The organism is Dyadobacter sp., assembly GCF_039919315.1.
GTDB lineage: Bacteria > Bacteroidota > Bacteroidia > Cytophagales > Spirosomataceae > Dyadobacter.
In genome coordinates, this window is record NZ_JBDSFX010000075.1 from 86,637 (window position 1) to 102,090 (window position 15,454).

The following is a 15,454-nucleotide window of genomic DNA, read 5'->3' on the forward strand; positions in this document are numbered from 1 at the left end:
CTACAAAGGGTCAGGGAGTTCGCAAAGCGTACCGGGTCTGAAAGGATTCTACGGAAGGTTATGTACCCCGTGCCGGAGAACTTGGTGAAAGATAACAACGAGGCGTCCAGTAGTAACGCCCACACTTTCAAAACAAAATAATATTCCGTGTTTATGCTGATCAGCTATCCGATCAGTGAAACTCGGAATATTATTTTGTTACCAGTCGTAATTTTTAATATTTGGATCGGTACGAAGCCCCAAAGATTTCAAATAAATGTCAGTGATCTGAACGGACGAATGCCTTAAAAGTCCTTGCAGTTCTTTAATACCTACACCCGATTTATATGCGTTGACCGCGCCGGTATGCTTCCAGGAATATAGGGTGTACCCTTTTTCCAATAGTCCCAGATTCTTCAATATTTTTTCGTGCCTCCTGAATGGTACCTGTTTGGACAGGCCACGTTTGCCTGGCTTCATGCCTTCCGAAAAAAGGAACCAGTCAGGTTTTTGCATGGGTAGGTACGTGTTCAGGTCAGCGGCCAGCGCGGGTATGATTTGCGCAGTTTCGGTTTTCCCGCTCTTGCTGATCGAACCGTGAATAGAAATATACTTTTCCTGCATGTGCAGGTGACCGAACTGCAATTTTAGGATTTCACCAGGCCGCACGAAGCCATAATAAATCAGCCTGGTGAAAATGTATAGTTCAGGGTGTTTGACAATCAATTCCTTTTCCAATATATCCCGGTCTTCCCTAGTGAATGCCACGTTTTTAAATGTGGCCGGTTCGCGTAGGGATTTGATTTTAAATGGGTTGCTTTCCACGCCGGTACGTTCCTGGTAGCGGTTGAACATCGAAAGCAGGAATTGAATAGTATTGTTTGCCGTACGGGTCGAATTTTTCAGGGTGTTGAGCATGTGGTCACGGAACGCCAAAGCGTCTTTGGCCGTGAAGCTGGCAATGTCCAATTGCCGCTTTCCTGCATACGTTTGCAGTTTGTTAATTGCGGCCTGGTAGGAAACAATTGTCTTCGGGGCAATCGTGGCGGCGGTGGCCGACAAGATAAATTGCATGACCGTCACCAGGTCGGTAATAGTGACCAGGTCGCCCGCCTGAACTTCCGGTACTGACTTTTTGAAATGGTAGCCTTTTTTTAATAGGTTGTTTGCGGCCAGCACAAGCCTACGGCCTTCCGCTTGCCGGTTTTTTACGTCCTGGAAAGACATGGGTATTTTGATGCGCTTTCTTACCAGGGCGCATTTTTCAGCGTCCCAGGCGTAGAATTCAACGTACCATTCTTTGGACAGGTCTTTTTTTCTGTCCCTGAGTACTGCCAGCTTGTAGGGCAAGTCCATATTGTACCCTTTTGATAGGCCGAAATTTGTCCCGGTATTTGTCCCGGATATCAAAAATGCCGCTCCAATGATCAGGAACGGCACTATGCAGAGAGGAAGAGATTCGAACTCTCGATACAGTTACCCATATACTACCTTTCCAGGGTAGCTCCTTCAACCACTCGGACACCTCTCTATGGTGTGGTAAGGGCTGCAAAGATAGTTTTTCTGACCTTAAATACAAATCAAAATGCAATAGGGAAGTAAAATTTTGACTTTTGGGAGTGGCTTAAATACTCATTTCTCCCCGCAATGGTCTGGAAAGCATTTCGACGCAGGCTGCCGGATCGCTCTCTTTTCCGAATACGTACATCATTTTGGTGATCGCGGCTTCGGCGGTGATGTCGGAACCGCTTACTACACCAACCTGTTTCAGGAACTTGCTCGTCTGATATTGCCCTTGCGACACGCGGCCTCCGTCACATTGGGAGACATTGTAAATGATAATTCCTTTTTCAATCGCGCTGCTGATCGCATTCAAAAACCAGGGCTCTGTGGTAGCATTGCCGGCTCCGTATGTTTCCAGTACCACGCCTTTTAATCCATTAATATTCAGAAGGGATTCCACCACCAACGCGCTGATACCCGGGAACATTTTCAGAAATGCGACCTGGTTATTCAATGTTTTGCAAACATTCAATGTAAGCTCAGGCTCGTAGGGTTTGATATAAGGCAGATTGTATTCAATGCGCACACCGGCTGTTGCCAGAGGCGGGTAGTTCTCGGAATGAAATGCATTGAAATCGGAGCTCTCTTTCTTTTTAGAGCGGTTACCGCGTAATAAAAACGAATTGAAATAAATACAAACCTCGGTAATTATCGGCTGCCCAACCTCATTTTTGGCTGCGGCAAGCTCCAAAGCGGTGATCACATTTTCACGCGCGTCCGAACGCGCTACACCGATGGGAAGCTGTGCGCCGGTGATTATGACGGGTTTATTGAGGTTTTCCAGCAGGTAACTCAGCGCCGACGCAGTATATGCCATCGTATCGGTGCCGTGAAGGATCACGAAACTGTCGTACTGATCATAATGGGTCCCGATGATATCCGCAAGCTCGGTCCAGATTTCAGGATTCATGTTGGAAGAATCGATCGGTTCGGACAGCGAAAGGAACGTAATGTCGAAGTCAAGCCTGCTGATTTCCGGAACCTTTTCAATGATCTGCTGAAAATCGAATGGTACTAGTTGATTATTTTTTCTTTCATATACCATCCCCAACGTGCCGCCCGTGTATATGACGAGCACGGAACCTGTGGTGGGCTCTGGCGAAATAGGGTTGATGTGAATTTTATTATAGTTCATCTCAATGAGGTACTTAACATATTTCTGGCATTCTGACTCGTCGCGAGGATCACTTCTGCTTTGGATAAATGCAATAGATCGGCTACCCGCTGCGCCACGAGATCAATGTAGGCGACTTCGTTCCTTTTGCCGCGGTAGGGGACAGGCGCAAGATATGGCGCGTCTGTTTCCAGTACAATGTGTTCAATGTCAACGAAAGGAATGACCTTGTCGAGGCCTCCGTTTTTGAAAGTGGCCACGCCTCCTACACCTAATTTAAAACCCAGTTCAATCGCCTTTTGTGCTTCTTCCAAAGTACCAGTAAAGCAATGGAAAATTCCTTTTAAGGCTGGGTCACCAAATTCTTCGATCAGTTTTACAGTTTCCCAAAACGCACTCCTGCTGTGAATGTCGATCCATAGATCGTGTTTCCGGGCAAGTTTACATTGGTACAAAAAAGCCCTTTCCTGTTGCTCACGAAACGTAACATCCCAAAACAGGTCCATCCCGATTTCTCCGACCGCTATAAATTTGTGCTTGCCGAGCCATTCTTCCATGATCTCCAATTCTTTCTCAAAATTGTCCTTGACATAGGTCGGATGCAGTCCGATCATTGGAAGGCATTTGCCGGGATATGCATCGGCCAGCGCCATCATTCCTTCAATGGTGGTATGGTCGCAGTTTGGCATCCATATCTGCTCTATACCTGCATTCCAGGCGCGGTTGAGCATTTGGGTGCGGTCGTCGGCGTAGTCGTCGCTGTAAATATGTGCGTGGGTTTCAATCATGTTCTTAGTATTCTCGTCCTTTCCAGACCGTTTTGCTGGGCAGGTAGTAGTTAATTAGCATTATTAAACCAATGGTTACCATGTAAAACCAGAAAAGCAGGGCCGCTTTCCAGAGATCATATTGTTTGAGGATTATGATGGATAGCAAAGATATTCCGGTTACGAGTAAATAATACTGCGTAATGCCGGCGAAGGCATTGATCGGATAAAAAATGGATATAAATAATAAAAGTGGCACGATGAGCGAAGATACAAACAAGCTCAGTCGGCTGACCCAAAACGATTGCATAATGCCAAGCATCCATCTTTTCCGCTGTTCCAGTAATTCAGCAAAACTGTTCATAGGCTCCGAAATGCTGATCACCTCGGGTTTGTAGGCCATTCGAAAACCATATCCTGCTCTGACAATCGACATAAAGAGGGTGTAATCTTCAACAATTGAGAAACCGATCTGTTCGTAACCGCCGATTTTGAAATAAGCCTCTCTCGTGACGGCCATGTTGTTGCCCATGCCTGTAATCGGAATTTTTACCAGTGAGAAAAACCGCGCCGCACTCAATGCGAACAGCCATTCCATGGATAGCAGGTCCGCGAGTAAATGCGTGTGTTTCATCCTGGTTACGCCTACGACAACACCAGTTTCGGGCCGGAAGTGAGCAAGCATTTCGGATGCCCAGCCTGTTTGTACCGCTATATCGGCATCGCAGTAGAAGAAATATTGGCCTTTTGCCTCATGCGCAAGTTGTGCCAGCACATTCGCCTTTCCCTGCAATCCCGCGCGTTGTTCTGTGATTTTAATGTATTTAAACTGACTTTTTCCCTGAATGTAGGCGCAGGTAACCTCCGCAGTTCGGTCGGTCGAATCATCGTCACCAATGATGATTTCAATGTTCTTTTTCGAAAAATTCAATGCATTCAGGGATCGGAGGCACCTTTCAATGTTGTGCGCTTCATTGCGGGCTGCGACGAGGATACTGATTTGAATGCTATTGTCTTTTTCGGGCATTGAATAATGAATTGGTTATTGCATCGACAGCGATTCGAACTTATAGCCTTGCTGGCTAAAATGTTCGAGAAACCGGGGTAAGGCAAACTGCATATTTCTGGCGGCCTTTATGCTGTCGTGGAACAAAACAATTGAGCCAGGGCGCGCGTGCTCAATGGATTTTTTCAGGCAAACGTCTGGTGTAATGCTTTGGGAAAAATCCCCGCTCAGTACATCCCACATCATGATCTTCCTTTTTGTCAGTACCACTTTGGATTGGCTTTTTTTAATGCGCCCGTAAGGTGGCCGGAATAAAATGGTATCGAGGTTCAGCTGCTTGTCACATTTTGCAATGTTGTCCAGATAAACATCATCCTCTGTTTTCCATCCATTCATGTGGTTAAATGTGTGGTTACCAACAGAATGTCCATTTTCGAGCAGTTTTTTGAAAATATCGGGATGTTTGAGAACATTAGCGCCAATACAAAAAAACGTGGCTTTGGCATTGAATTGATTGAGCGTGTCTACCACCGATTCTGTGATATCCGGGATCGGTCCGTCGTCGAAAGTCAGGAAAATTGTTTTCTCCTGCGTGGGTACGCGCCAGGTAAAGCCCGGGAAAAATGCTTTCAGCCAAAACGGGGAATGATGTAAAAACATTAACTGCGATTCTGTTGATGCCCTAAACTTTGTCAAATATAAAGGGATATAAAATAAGAAGCTGCCCATTGAGAGCAGCTTTCTTACCAATAGCATATATAAAGCTCGGTTAAAACCTGACGTATTTTTTATGCATGCGCAAATGAAGGATTAAACATCGATACAGCCTTGGCTTCCAGGAATGAGCGGCCCATCAGGAACTCATCCACCGAACGCGCAGCCTCGCGTCCTTCGCTGATCGCCCAAACAACCAAGGATTGTCCACGACGGCAGTCACCAGCGGCAAATACTTTTTCGTTGCTGGTTGACTGATAACCATTGGTTTTAATGTTACCGCGTTCGTCAAATTCCAGTTCGAGGTCGTTCAATAAGCCTTCTTGTTGTGGGTGAAGGAAACCTGCCGCCAAGAATGCCAGCTGGCAAGGAATGTTCCTTTCGCTGCCTTCCACCTCTTTCATTTGCATACGGCCCGTTTCCGGATCCTTTTGCCAGTCCAGGTCCACGATTTTCAATTCTTTCAAATTGCCTTCTTCGTCGCCTACAAATTCCTTGGTATTAATAGACCAATGTCTGTCGCAACCCTCTTCATGAGAAGAAGATGTACGAAGCATCATCGGCCAGTTAGGCCACGGCGTGCTTGCATCGCGGTCTGTCGGCGGGATTGGCATCAACTCAATCTGCGTAATAGAAGCTGCTCCGTGACGTCCCGATGTGCCAACGCAGTCGGAACCGGTATCACCACCACCGATCACCACTACATGTTTGTCTTTGGCAATGATCTGTCCGTTTACGTAGGCTGCTCCGCGATGGTCAAATTCAGGATTGATTCCTGCCACGCGCTTGTTCTGCTGGCTCAGGAATTCCATTGCAAAATGGACACCTTTCAAATGACGTCCCTGGATTTTTACATCTCTCGGAACTGTTGATCCCATTGTCAATACAACGGCATCAAATTCATTCAGCAATTCGTCGGCTTTAATATCCACACCTACATTCACGTTGGTACGGAATTCAATTCCTTCTTCCTGCATCACCGCTAGTCTGCGATCGATAATGCCTTTTTCCAGCTTGAAATCAGGAATTCCGTAACGAACCAGACCACCTATTTTGTCGGCTCTTTCCAGCAACACAACCGTATGCCCAGCCTGGTTAAGCTGATTGGAAGCGGCAAGTCCTGCCGGTCCTGAACCTACCACGGCTATTCTCTTGCCCGTGCTGGTCTTTGGCATCTTAGGTTTGACAAGATTCAGTTCAAAAGCTTTTTCAATGATCGCTTTTTCAATGTATTCAATGGCAACGGCTGGTTTGTTGATCCCCAGCACACACGAAGCTTCGCAGGGAGCTGGGCAAATACGGCCTGTAAACTCAGGGAAATTATTGGTTGAAGCCAAAATTTCGTAAGCCAATCCCCAGTTTTCATCATATACTGCGTCGTTAAACTCAGGAATGATGTTTCCTAGCGGGCAGCCATTGTGGCAAAAAGGAATTCCGCAGTCCATGCAACGGGCTGCCTGCTGTTTGGAATTAGAGTCGGTAGGTGCGGTTTCAATTTCGCGATAGTCATGAAGACGTTCATCAACACTTCTTTTCTTTGGCAACTCCCTTTCAAACTCTAAAAATCCGGTTGGTTTTCCCATTCTGTATTTCTTATTTAATCGTTATTCAATGTGAAAAAATCCTTTGTGAATGTGCTGTGACTATTATTGGTGAACTACGTCAACAACAATGTCCTTGTAAACCACATTCTTATCTGCAATCTGCTGTGCAAGTGTAATACCACGGCCATCCAATGCTTTCTTGAAATCGGCAGGTAGCACTCTTACAAACTGCTTCACGGATTCTTCCCAGTCCTGGATCAACTGGAACGCAACATTACTGGTTGTATACTGGAAGTGTTTATCCAGATATTCACGCAAAATGCCTTGATCTTCGTCATTAAGGGGATCAAGTGAAACCATTTCCATGTTCACCTTCTCAGCGAAATTCCCCGCTTTGTCGAGCACGTAGGCTACCCCACCCGACATACCGGCAGCGAAGTTACGGCCCGTTTCTCCCAGGATTACAGCAAGACCGCCGGTCATGTACTCCAATCCGTGGTCACCAACACCTTCTACTACTACTTTGGCGCCTGAGTTACGCACGCAGAAACGCTCACCCGCAGTTCCGCGAATGTAGGCATCGCCCGAAGTTGCACCGTAAAAGGCAACGTTACCAATGATAATGTTCTCTTCCGGCTTGAATTTAGAATCTCTGTCAGGATAAACGATCAGTTCAGCTCCGCAAAGCCCTTTTCCGAAGTAGTCATTGGCATCCCCTTCCAGTTCCAGGCGAACACCTGCTGTGTTGAATGCACCAAAACTTTGTCCGGCAGTACCGCGGAATTTGAAATGAATGTTACCTTTTGGAAGGCCTACACCGCCGTATTTTTTAGAAATTTCATTGGAAAGCATGGTTCCAACCGCACGATTCAGGTTATTCAGTGGGAACTCGGCGTAAATTTCTTCCTGATTTTCCAATGACGCTTTTGCAGCTTTGATCAGATCCAGGTCAATAATGGCATCGATACCGTGATCCTGCTCTTCCTGCTTGAATTGAGCCACTGAAAGATCGCTTTCTTTGTAAAGGATCGCGTCGAAATTCAGGTTTTTATATTTCCAATGTTTGATATCGTTCCGAAGTTCGAGGTACTGAGCTTGTCCTACCATTTCATTTACGGTACGGAAACCAAGCTGGGCCATAATCTCGCGCAGCTCTTCTGCCATGAATGTGAACATGTTAACCACGTGTTCTGGCTTACCTGAGAACAGTGCACGTAACTCTTTGCGTTGCGTAGCCACACCTACCGGGCAGGTATTCAAGTGACATTTACGCATCATAATACAGCCCGCCGCAACCAATGCCGCCGTAGCAACTCCCCATTCTTCTGCACCAAGCATGGCGGCAATCGCAAGGTCACGACCTGTACGCAGCTGACCGTCAGCCTGTACCGTTACACGTCCACGCAATTTGTTGCGAACCAGGGTTTGATGCGTTTCTGCAAGACCCAGTTCCCATGGTAACCCAGCATGGCGGATGGAGCTCAATGGGGAAGCACCAGTACCTCCGTCGTATCCTGATATTAATATGTGGTCAGCGTGGGCTTTGGCGACACCCGAAGCTACCGTTCCAACACCCGCTTCCGAAACCAGTTTCACACTGATACGGGCCTGGCGGTTGGCATTTTTAAGGTCAAATATTAGCTGCGCCAAATCTTCGATTGAGTAAATGTCGTGGTGGGGCGGGGGAGAAATAAGTCCAACACCTGGCGTTGAGTGACGTGTCCGGCCAATCCAGTCGTCCACTTTGAAGCCTGGAAGCTGTCCGCCTTCCCCTGGCTTGGCGCCCTGGGCAGTTTTGATCTGTAATTCACCTGCATTGCTCAGATAATGGCTGGTTACCCCGAAACGCCCCGAAGCAACCTGCTTGATCTGCGAGTTCATACTATCGCCATTTGGCAACGGCTTGTAACGCAATTCGTCTTCACCGCCTTCACCCGAGTTGGATTTTCCACCGATGCGGTTCATTGCAATTGCCAGGGTAGTATGCGCTTCCCAGGAGATCGAACCAAACGACATTGCTCCTGTTGCGAAGCGTTTGAAAATATTTTCAACGGGCTCCACTTCTTCGATCGGAATGGAGGTTCCTTTCTTGAAACGCAGCAAACCACGTAACGTAAGCGCTTTGTGGCTTTGATCGTCAATCAGTTTCGAAAACTTCTTGAACGTTTCATAGCTATTCGTCTTCGTTGCCTGTTGCAGCAAGTGTACCGACTGTGGGTTGAAAATGTGCGCTTCTCCGCGTTGCTTCCACTGATATACACCACCTACTTCCAGCCTTGGTTTTTGCTCGACAGTATCGTGGTAAGCGATCTGATGGCGCACCAGAATTTCTCTCGCCATTTCAGAGATACCCATTCCGCTGATACGGGAGATGGTACCTGTGAAGTATTTATCAACTACATCTTTATTCAGACCAACACATTCAAAAATCTGTGCGCCCTGGTACGACTGCAAGGTGGAGATCCCCATTTTGGAGAAAATCTTCAATAACTCTTTGTTAACAGCCTTGATATAATTGTAATGCAGTTTTTCGTCTGTAAACTCACCTTCGATCATGCCCTTGTGGTTCATGTTTGAAAGTGTTTCAAATGCCATGTAAGGACAGATCCCAGCAGCTCCGTAGCCGATCAATGTGGCGACGTGGTGCGTTTCCCAAACGTCACCTGCTTCCACTAGTAACCCTACTTTTCCTCTCAATCCTTCGCGGATCAGATGATGATGAATGGTCGCGGTAGCTAGTAATGAAGGAATTGGTGCGTGGTCGGAGTCGATGGCGCGGTCTGACAGGATCAGAATTTCAAATCCGTCGTCAATGGCATCCGTCGCATAGCGGCAGATGCGCTCCAATGCTCTTTCCAATGCTTTTCCGCCTTCGTCGGCACGGAAATAAGTATTAATGGTTTTGGCCTGGAAGCCATCTTTATCTACAAAACGCAGTTTGTCAAATTCCTGAACTGATAGTAAAGGATGTGGCAACGCGATCTGGCGGCAATGTTTTGGCGTTTCGGTCAGGATATTCTCAGTACCACCAACGAATGAGATCAATGACATGATCGCACGCTCCCGGATCGAGTCGATCGGTGGGTTGGTAACCTGTGCGAAAAGTTGTTTGAAATAGGTAGACAAATGCTGGCTCTGCTCCGATAATACGGCCAGAGGAACATCAGTACCCATGGATCCGATCGCTTCTGCGCCCGTTTGTCCCATCGGCGCAAGGATCATTCTCAGATCTTCCGAAGTATATCCAAATGCAACCTGACGTTTCAGCAATGCATTTTCATCGTAAGCACGGTAAGTACGGATGGGGTGATCCAGCTGATCCACATGCAATTTGTTTTCGTCCAGCCATTGTTGATAAGGCTGAGCAGAACAAACTGCCGCTTTTAGTTCTTCATCCGGAATAATACGGCCCTGTTCCATATCCACGACAAACATACGTCCTGGTTGCAGGCGACCTTTTGTAACCACTCTCGACTGATCGACATCCAAAACACCCGCTTCGGAAGCCATAATAATGGTATCATCATCCAAAACCCAGTACCGCGAAGGGCGCAGACCGTTACGGTCCAGGGTAGCACCCACTATTTTACCATCTGTAAATGAAATAGAGGCCGGGCCATCCCAGGGCTCCATAATCGCAGCGTGGTACTCGTAGAAAGCCTTACGTTCCGCATCCATTTGTTCGTTGCCATCCCAAGCCTCGGGAATGAGCATCATCATCACGTGAGGCAATGAGCGGCCGGAAAGGTGCAGGAGTTCAATCGCATTGTCGAGGTTAGCGGAATCGGACTGGTTTCTGTCACAAATAGGCAGTACCATGTCCATTTCTTCTTTGCTGAAAAACTCGGAAGAGAAAGATTTTTCTCCGGCGCGGATCCAGTTGACATTCCCTTTCACAGTATTGATCTCACCATTGTGGGCAATGTAACGGAAAGGCTGAGCCAGTTCCCACGACGGGAATGTATTGGTTGAAAACCGCGAGTGAACCACCGCAAGGGCAGAAACCACCGATTCGTTTTCAAGATCAGGGAAATAATATTTAAGCTGGGCAGTCGTAAGCTGTCCTTTATAAGAGATTGTACGGCATGAAAGCGATGAATAATAAAAGCTTTTCGCGCCACCTTTCACAGTGTCTTTGATCAATCGCGCAGAAACCTGGCGCAGAATGTACAGTTTTCTTTCAAATCCCAGGTCGTCAGTAATGTCGTCCGGGCGCTTGATGAAAACCTGCTCAACGTGCGGCTCTACCGATAATGAGCCTTCGCCCAGCGTATTGTTCAGTGTAGGTACTTTTCTATAACCCAGCAAATGCAGGCCCAGTCTTTTGATCTTGCGGTTAAGAATGTCACGGCATTCGTCGCGCACGGTCTCGTCTCCTGGAAAGAAGATCATACCCACCCCATATTCACCCGCCGGCGGCAACTGAAAACCGAGCTTGGAGCATTCTTCTACAAAAAACTCGTGAGGAATCTGAATGAGAATACCAGCACCGTCACCGGTGTTAGGGTCAAAACCGGTAGCACCCCTGTGTTCCATGCGTTCTAACATGTGAATGGCGTCAGCCACGATCTGGTGTGACTTGCGGCCCTTGATGTTAGCCCGGAAACCTATTCCACATGCATCATGCTCAAATTCCGGACGGTACAGTCCCTGATTTTCTACCATTGGTTCAGACATTTGCGACATTTCGAGATTGTAGAGTAATTAACAAATTCGTAATTAGAATTTATTTAAATAAGCGGTTTAAAAAAAATGCTAAACCGTCATTGTAGTATGAATAGGGTAAAGCCTCGCAAGATAATCATAAAAAATATTTGGCTTAATATGCGAATGGCAAAATTTTCTATCACCCACCTGTTTTTGGTTGTTTAGTTACAATTATTATAGAAATATTGATAATAGTGTAAAAACTAATGACTTTGATTAGAAAATTCGCAACTGGAAAACGGCTTGGAGGCACCTTCAAAGAATACAAAACACCTCTGACTAAAGTAATAAAATTCTCTGAAACCTCATGAATAAAAACGTCCCGCTTTTTAGGGCGGGACGTTTCAATGGAGTAAAAGTATATGTTCAAAGCAATGATCAGGGCTCTTTGGACTCGCTTACATTTTCATAATCTTCGTCATCATAATCATCATCACCGGCCCCGAATTCATTTTCCAGGTTGTTCATGAACACCGCGTCAATGGCTTCTTCTTTCGTAGGAAGTACATTGAGATCCGGTATTTTCAAACCTTCCAGGTAGTCGATGAAATCGTCATCTCTGGTGACGATGACCAGCAGTCCAAGGTCATTGGCACACAACCAGTTGACCTTCCTCAAAACGGCAATTCCGGCTGCGTCTACGGATTTAACCGTTTGCATATTAATAATAAGACTATGGTAGTCTTCTTTGAAAAGCAATCTGGCGGTTTCTTCAAATGAAGCGGGAATATCGTCTGCAAATGCGGGTTCTTCTAAATCAATGTAAACGTATTGCTCCTTTTTTTCCAGTTTATAGTTCATTGCGATTTTTGTTTTGTCAAAACAATAGTTTTAATAAAATACGAACAGATCAATTGGTTATAATGCTCTGGTAATGGCTGCTTCAATTCTTTTCAACGGGTTATCCAGGTTATTTTTTTGAAATTTATTTCCTGTCACCTTTTCAAATAACTCAATATACCGATCCGAGATCAGCTGCACGCGTTCGTCGTTCATTTCGGGTACGGATTGGCCATCTTTTCCCTGAAAACCATTCTGGATCAGCCATTCTCTTACAAATTCCTTACTCAACTGCTTCTGTACCAGACCTGCATCCTGATTTTCCTGGTACACATCCTTATAAAAGTATCTGGAAGAGTCAGGCGTATGGATTTCATCGATCAGGTAAATAATCCCGTCCAGCTGTCCGAATTCGTATTTCGTGTCTACCAAAATCAGTCCCTGATCCGCAGCCATTTCCGTGCCACGGGCAAATAATGCGAGGGTATACCTTTCCAAATGCTCATACTCATCTTCGCTTACCAATCCCTGCGCAAGGATTTCTTCACGGCTGATGTCCTCGTCATGTCCTTCGTGCGCTTTGGTCGTTGGCGTAATGATAGGGTAGGGCAACTTGTCGTTTTCTTTCAGGCCATCGGGCAGCGATACACCGCAAACCGACCTTTTTCCAACAGCATATTCCCGCCAGGCGTGACCTGCGAGGTATCCCCGTACGACCATCTCAACCGGATAAGCCTGGCATTTAAGACCAATGCTCACATTCGGATCAGGTACTTCCTGCAGCCAGTTTGGGACGATATCCGAGGTCGCATTCAGGAAGTGCGCGGCTATCTGGTTCAACACCTGTCCTTTGTATGGAATCGCCCTCGGCAAGATGACGTCAAATGCGGAAATCCGGTCTGTGGCCACCATGACCAGGCGTTTTTCAAAAGAGTATACGTCCCGGACTTTGCCTTTGTAAAATCCTGTCTGACCAGGAAATTGAAAATTGGTTTCTGGTATGCTATTCATTGGTTTTTAGGTAAAATTACCATTCGATTTCGCCTGGTTGTGCCGTTTTTTTGCTAAACTGCTTTCTTCTGAGCTGGTAAATATATTGCGATTCGTTTGATTTCATGGCATCCAATATGGCTCTGGCCTGATCTTCTGACATATTCATTGCTTTCAGGCTTTTCAGCAATTCTTCTTTCTGGATATCTTCCGCCACTTCCCGGGTCTCCGGTTTTTGCTCCGGCGGAGGCGGTTGATTGTTCCCCGAGGTAGCCTGTTGCTTAGCCCTTTGCTTTTCCGCACTCGTCTCCGGAATACGCTCACTACCCGAAAATGCTTTTTTCAGGACAATGTAATTCGTTCTTGCCTGGTTATTGCCCGGTTCCAGCCTGAGCGAGGTTTTCAGGTTGCCCAGCGCGCTGGCAGTATCTTTTTCGAGCACAAGTATCAGCGCGATCTGGCTATTCGCTATCGAAGCGATGGTATTGTTGTCTATTTGATCCAATAACTGATAATGCTTTAAAGCTTTCTTGTAATCGCCCATCAGGTAATAAGAATGGGCCAGATTAAGCCTTGCTGCGGGATCCGAAAAAATGGAGCCGTAGGTGATCTGCTGGTATAGGTCCGCAGACCTTGCATATTGTTTCAAATTAAAGGCCCTTTCAGCTGCCAGCTTTCGCTCATTGGCCTTTGTAATCGAGTCGAATGTCCGGTTATCCCAAAGCCAAAGCAGGACGTAAAGAATCAATGCGGTCATATCGGGTCACGTTGGAAACGCAAAAATAGGAATTGATCCTTACAACCGGAACGTTCCAATGGTAATTAAAACATCAAGGAGAATTAAAATGAGGGCGGCACCGAGAAAGTAATAGTATTTATTGCTGACAACGGTGATCGTTCTGGAATCTACGAGGGTACCTTCGGCGACATTCACATCGTTAATAAGCTTGGGAATGTCGTTCTTAGCATTATTAAGCTCATAATAAGTGCCTCTGGCAGCGCTGGCCATGTTCCGCAGGAAGGTTTCGTCCATTTTGCTGATTACCAGCTTGTCGTTTTTATCCATCATCGGCTTCCCATCCTGCTGAATGCTGATCCCTATTTTGGAACCTACTGCCACTGTGTAAACGCCTATTCCAAAGCGGCGAATGTTATTGTATAGTGCATTACTGCACCCTGAGCCTGTTTCCCCATCCGTGAACAATACCATCATTTTGGAGCGGCCGGTAGGGTCGGCAGCATTCATAAGTTTGTTATAGGCAAGCTCCGTGGCAGCGCAAATGTTGGTTCCGCTGGTAGGTAAGAGATCTGTCTGAAGAGATTGAATAAAAAGTTCGAGAGCCGCCACGTCGTAGGTGAGAGGGACGTGAATAAATGCATCATTGGAAAAAATAATGATACCTATTCGGTTGGCGCGCTCATTTTGCACGAACCGGTTCAGCTCAAATTTTACTTTTTCAAGCCGTGACGGAGTTACATCGGCAGCATCCATGGACTTCGAAAGATCGACGATCAGGAAAATATCTTTGCCTTTGGCCTGAACGTCCCTGTCGGCTTCTCCAAATGACGGACCGAGCAGACTAATGATTAGCAAAGAGAAAGTAATGCTTCTTAAAAAGAGTTTAATAATGAGTGTCCGGGCAGTGGTTTGTAATTGTCTGGCAACGCGAACTGTTCGGATAATGTAGGCAGTGTATGCAAGAATGAAAAAAAATATAAAAAAAAATTCAGTGGTATCAAAGGGGTAATTCCAGTTCATAATGAACGCTTTGGGTAATTAAAACTTTTTCAAAAATAGGCAATTGTAGCTTCTGATAAAGTTTTTTTGCCGAAATGTTTGTTTTTCTGAACGGCAACCTTCTATATTTGCAACCCAGAACGGAAAGAAGGAGGGATGGGTGAGTGGCTGAAACCAGTAGTTTGCTAAACTGCCGTACTCGCAAGGGTACCGCGGGTTCGAATCCCGCTTCCTCTACACGTCATCTGGAAGTTTAAGAAAATGGCTCTATAACTGACGAAATCAGGAGCTGATAGTACCTCGGGGAGTGGCGCAGCCCGGTAGCGCATCTGGTTTGGGACCAGAGGGTCGCAGGTTCGAATCCTGTCTCCCCGACGAGAAAAAAGGCAGTAAGCCGTATGCAGATACTGCTCACTGCCTTTTCTGTTTTGAGGTCCGGTAGCTCAGCTGGATAGAGCAGCTGCCTTCTAAGCAGCAGGTCATGTGTTCGAATCACATCCGGATCACGTTTTAAGCACTTAGCTTTTTGCTAGGTGCTTTTTTGTGCGACAC

11 protein-coding genes and 4 tRNA genes are annotated in these 15,454 nt (G+C 46.3%); 3 read left to right on the plus strand and 12 right to left on the minus strand.

Features of this window, described 5'->3' with window-relative positions:
• Positions 1 to 198: 198 nt before the first annotated feature.
• From ABIO93_RS20770 to ABIO93_RS20825, 12 genes are all read right to left on the minus strand, one after another.
• Complete coding sequence (locus tag ABIO93_RS20770; RefSeq protein ID WP_348071187.1) at positions 199 to 1,335, minus strand: site-specific integrase; 1,137 nt, start codon at positions 1,333 to 1,335, stop codon at positions 199 to 201.
• Positions 1,336 to 1,423: 88 nt separating this feature from the next.
• Positions 1,424 to 1,510 (minus strand) — tRNA-Ser (locus ABIO93_RS20775).
• Between the two features lie 93 nt (positions 1,511 to 1,603).
• Positions 1,604 to 2,677 (minus strand): asparaginase, encoded by a 1,074-nt coding sequence (locus ABIO93_RS20780; protein WP_348071189.1) that lies wholly within the window; start codon positions 2,675 to 2,677, stop codon positions 1,604 to 1,606.
• Entirely contained in the window at positions 2,674 to 3,444 is a 771-nt protein-coding gene (locus tag ABIO93_RS20785) for a TatD family hydrolase (RefSeq protein WP_348071191.1), read from the minus strand. Before ABIO93_RS20785 ends, ABIO93_RS20780 begins: the two co-directional genes overlap by 4 nt.
• A 4-nt stretch (positions 3,445 to 3,448) precedes the next feature.
• Entirely contained in the window at positions 3,449 to 4,450 is a 1,002-nt protein-coding gene (locus ABIO93_RS20790; RefSeq protein ID WP_348071193.1) for a glycosyltransferase, read from the minus strand.
• A 15-nt stretch (positions 4,451 to 4,465) separates the two neighbouring features.
• The gene (locus tag ABIO93_RS20795) at positions 4,466 to 5,089 is read right to left on the minus strand and encodes a polysaccharide deacetylase family protein (protein ID WP_348071195.1); all 624 of its coding nucleotides are present in this window, start codon (positions 5,087 to 5,089) and stop codon (positions 4,466 to 4,468) included.
• Between the two features lie 128 nt (positions 5,090 to 5,217).
• Positions 5,218 to 6,726, minus strand: a complete 1,509-nt coding sequence (locus ABIO93_RS20800) for a glutamate synthase subunit beta (RefSeq protein ID WP_348071197.1) — start codon at positions 6,724 to 6,726, stop codon at positions 5,218 to 5,220.
• 63 nt (positions 6,727 to 6,789) lie between these two features.
• A complete protein-coding gene (gene gltB / locus ABIO93_RS20805) occupies positions 6,790 to 11,364 on the minus strand; it encodes a glutamate synthase large subunit (protein ID WP_348071199.1) in 4,575 nt (1,524 codons plus the stop codon).
• 408 nt (positions 11,365 to 11,772) lie between these two features.
• Positions 11,773 to 12,195: an STAS domain-containing protein gene (locus ABIO93_RS20810; RefSeq protein WP_348071201.1), complete on the minus strand. Its 423-nt coding sequence runs from the start codon at positions 12,193 to 12,195 to the stop codon at positions 11,773 to 11,775.
• 57 nt (positions 12,196 to 12,252) lie between these two features.
• Positions 12,253 to 13,185: a phosphoribosylaminoimidazolesuccinocarboxamide synthase gene (locus ABIO93_RS20815; RefSeq protein WP_348071203.1), complete on the minus strand. Its 933-nt coding sequence runs from the start codon at positions 13,183 to 13,185 to the stop codon at positions 12,253 to 12,255.
• Between the two features lie 16 nt (positions 13,186 to 13,201).
• On the minus strand, positions 13,202 to 13,921 hold the full coding sequence (locus ABIO93_RS20820; protein WP_348071205.1) for a hypothetical protein: 720 nt from the start codon (positions 13,919 to 13,921) through the stop codon (positions 13,202 to 13,204).
• Positions 13,922 to 13,960: 39 nt separating this feature from the next.
• Positions 13,961 to 14,923 (minus strand): VWA domain-containing protein, encoded by a 963-nt coding sequence (locus ABIO93_RS20825; protein WP_348071207.1) that lies wholly within the window; start codon positions 14,921 to 14,923, stop codon positions 13,961 to 13,963.
• 129 nt (positions 14,924 to 15,052) lie between these two features.
• On the opposite strand from ABIO93_RS20825, the gene ABIO93_RS20830 reads away from it, so the two are divergent.
• The 3 genes from ABIO93_RS20830 to ABIO93_RS20840 all read left to right on the plus strand — a co-directional run bounded on the left by ABIO93_RS20830 (position 15,053) and on the right by ABIO93_RS20840 (position 15,408).
• Positions 15,053 to 15,139 (plus strand) — tRNA-Ser (locus ABIO93_RS20830).
• Positions 15,140 to 15,203: 64 nt separating this feature from the next.
• Positions 15,204 to 15,277: transfer RNA gene (locus ABIO93_RS20835), tRNA-Pro, on the plus strand.
• A 57-nt stretch (positions 15,278 to 15,334) separates the two neighbouring features.
• A tRNA-Arg gene (locus ABIO93_RS20840) sits at positions 15,335 to 15,408 on the plus strand.
• Positions 15,409 to 15,454: the final 46 nt, after the last annotated feature.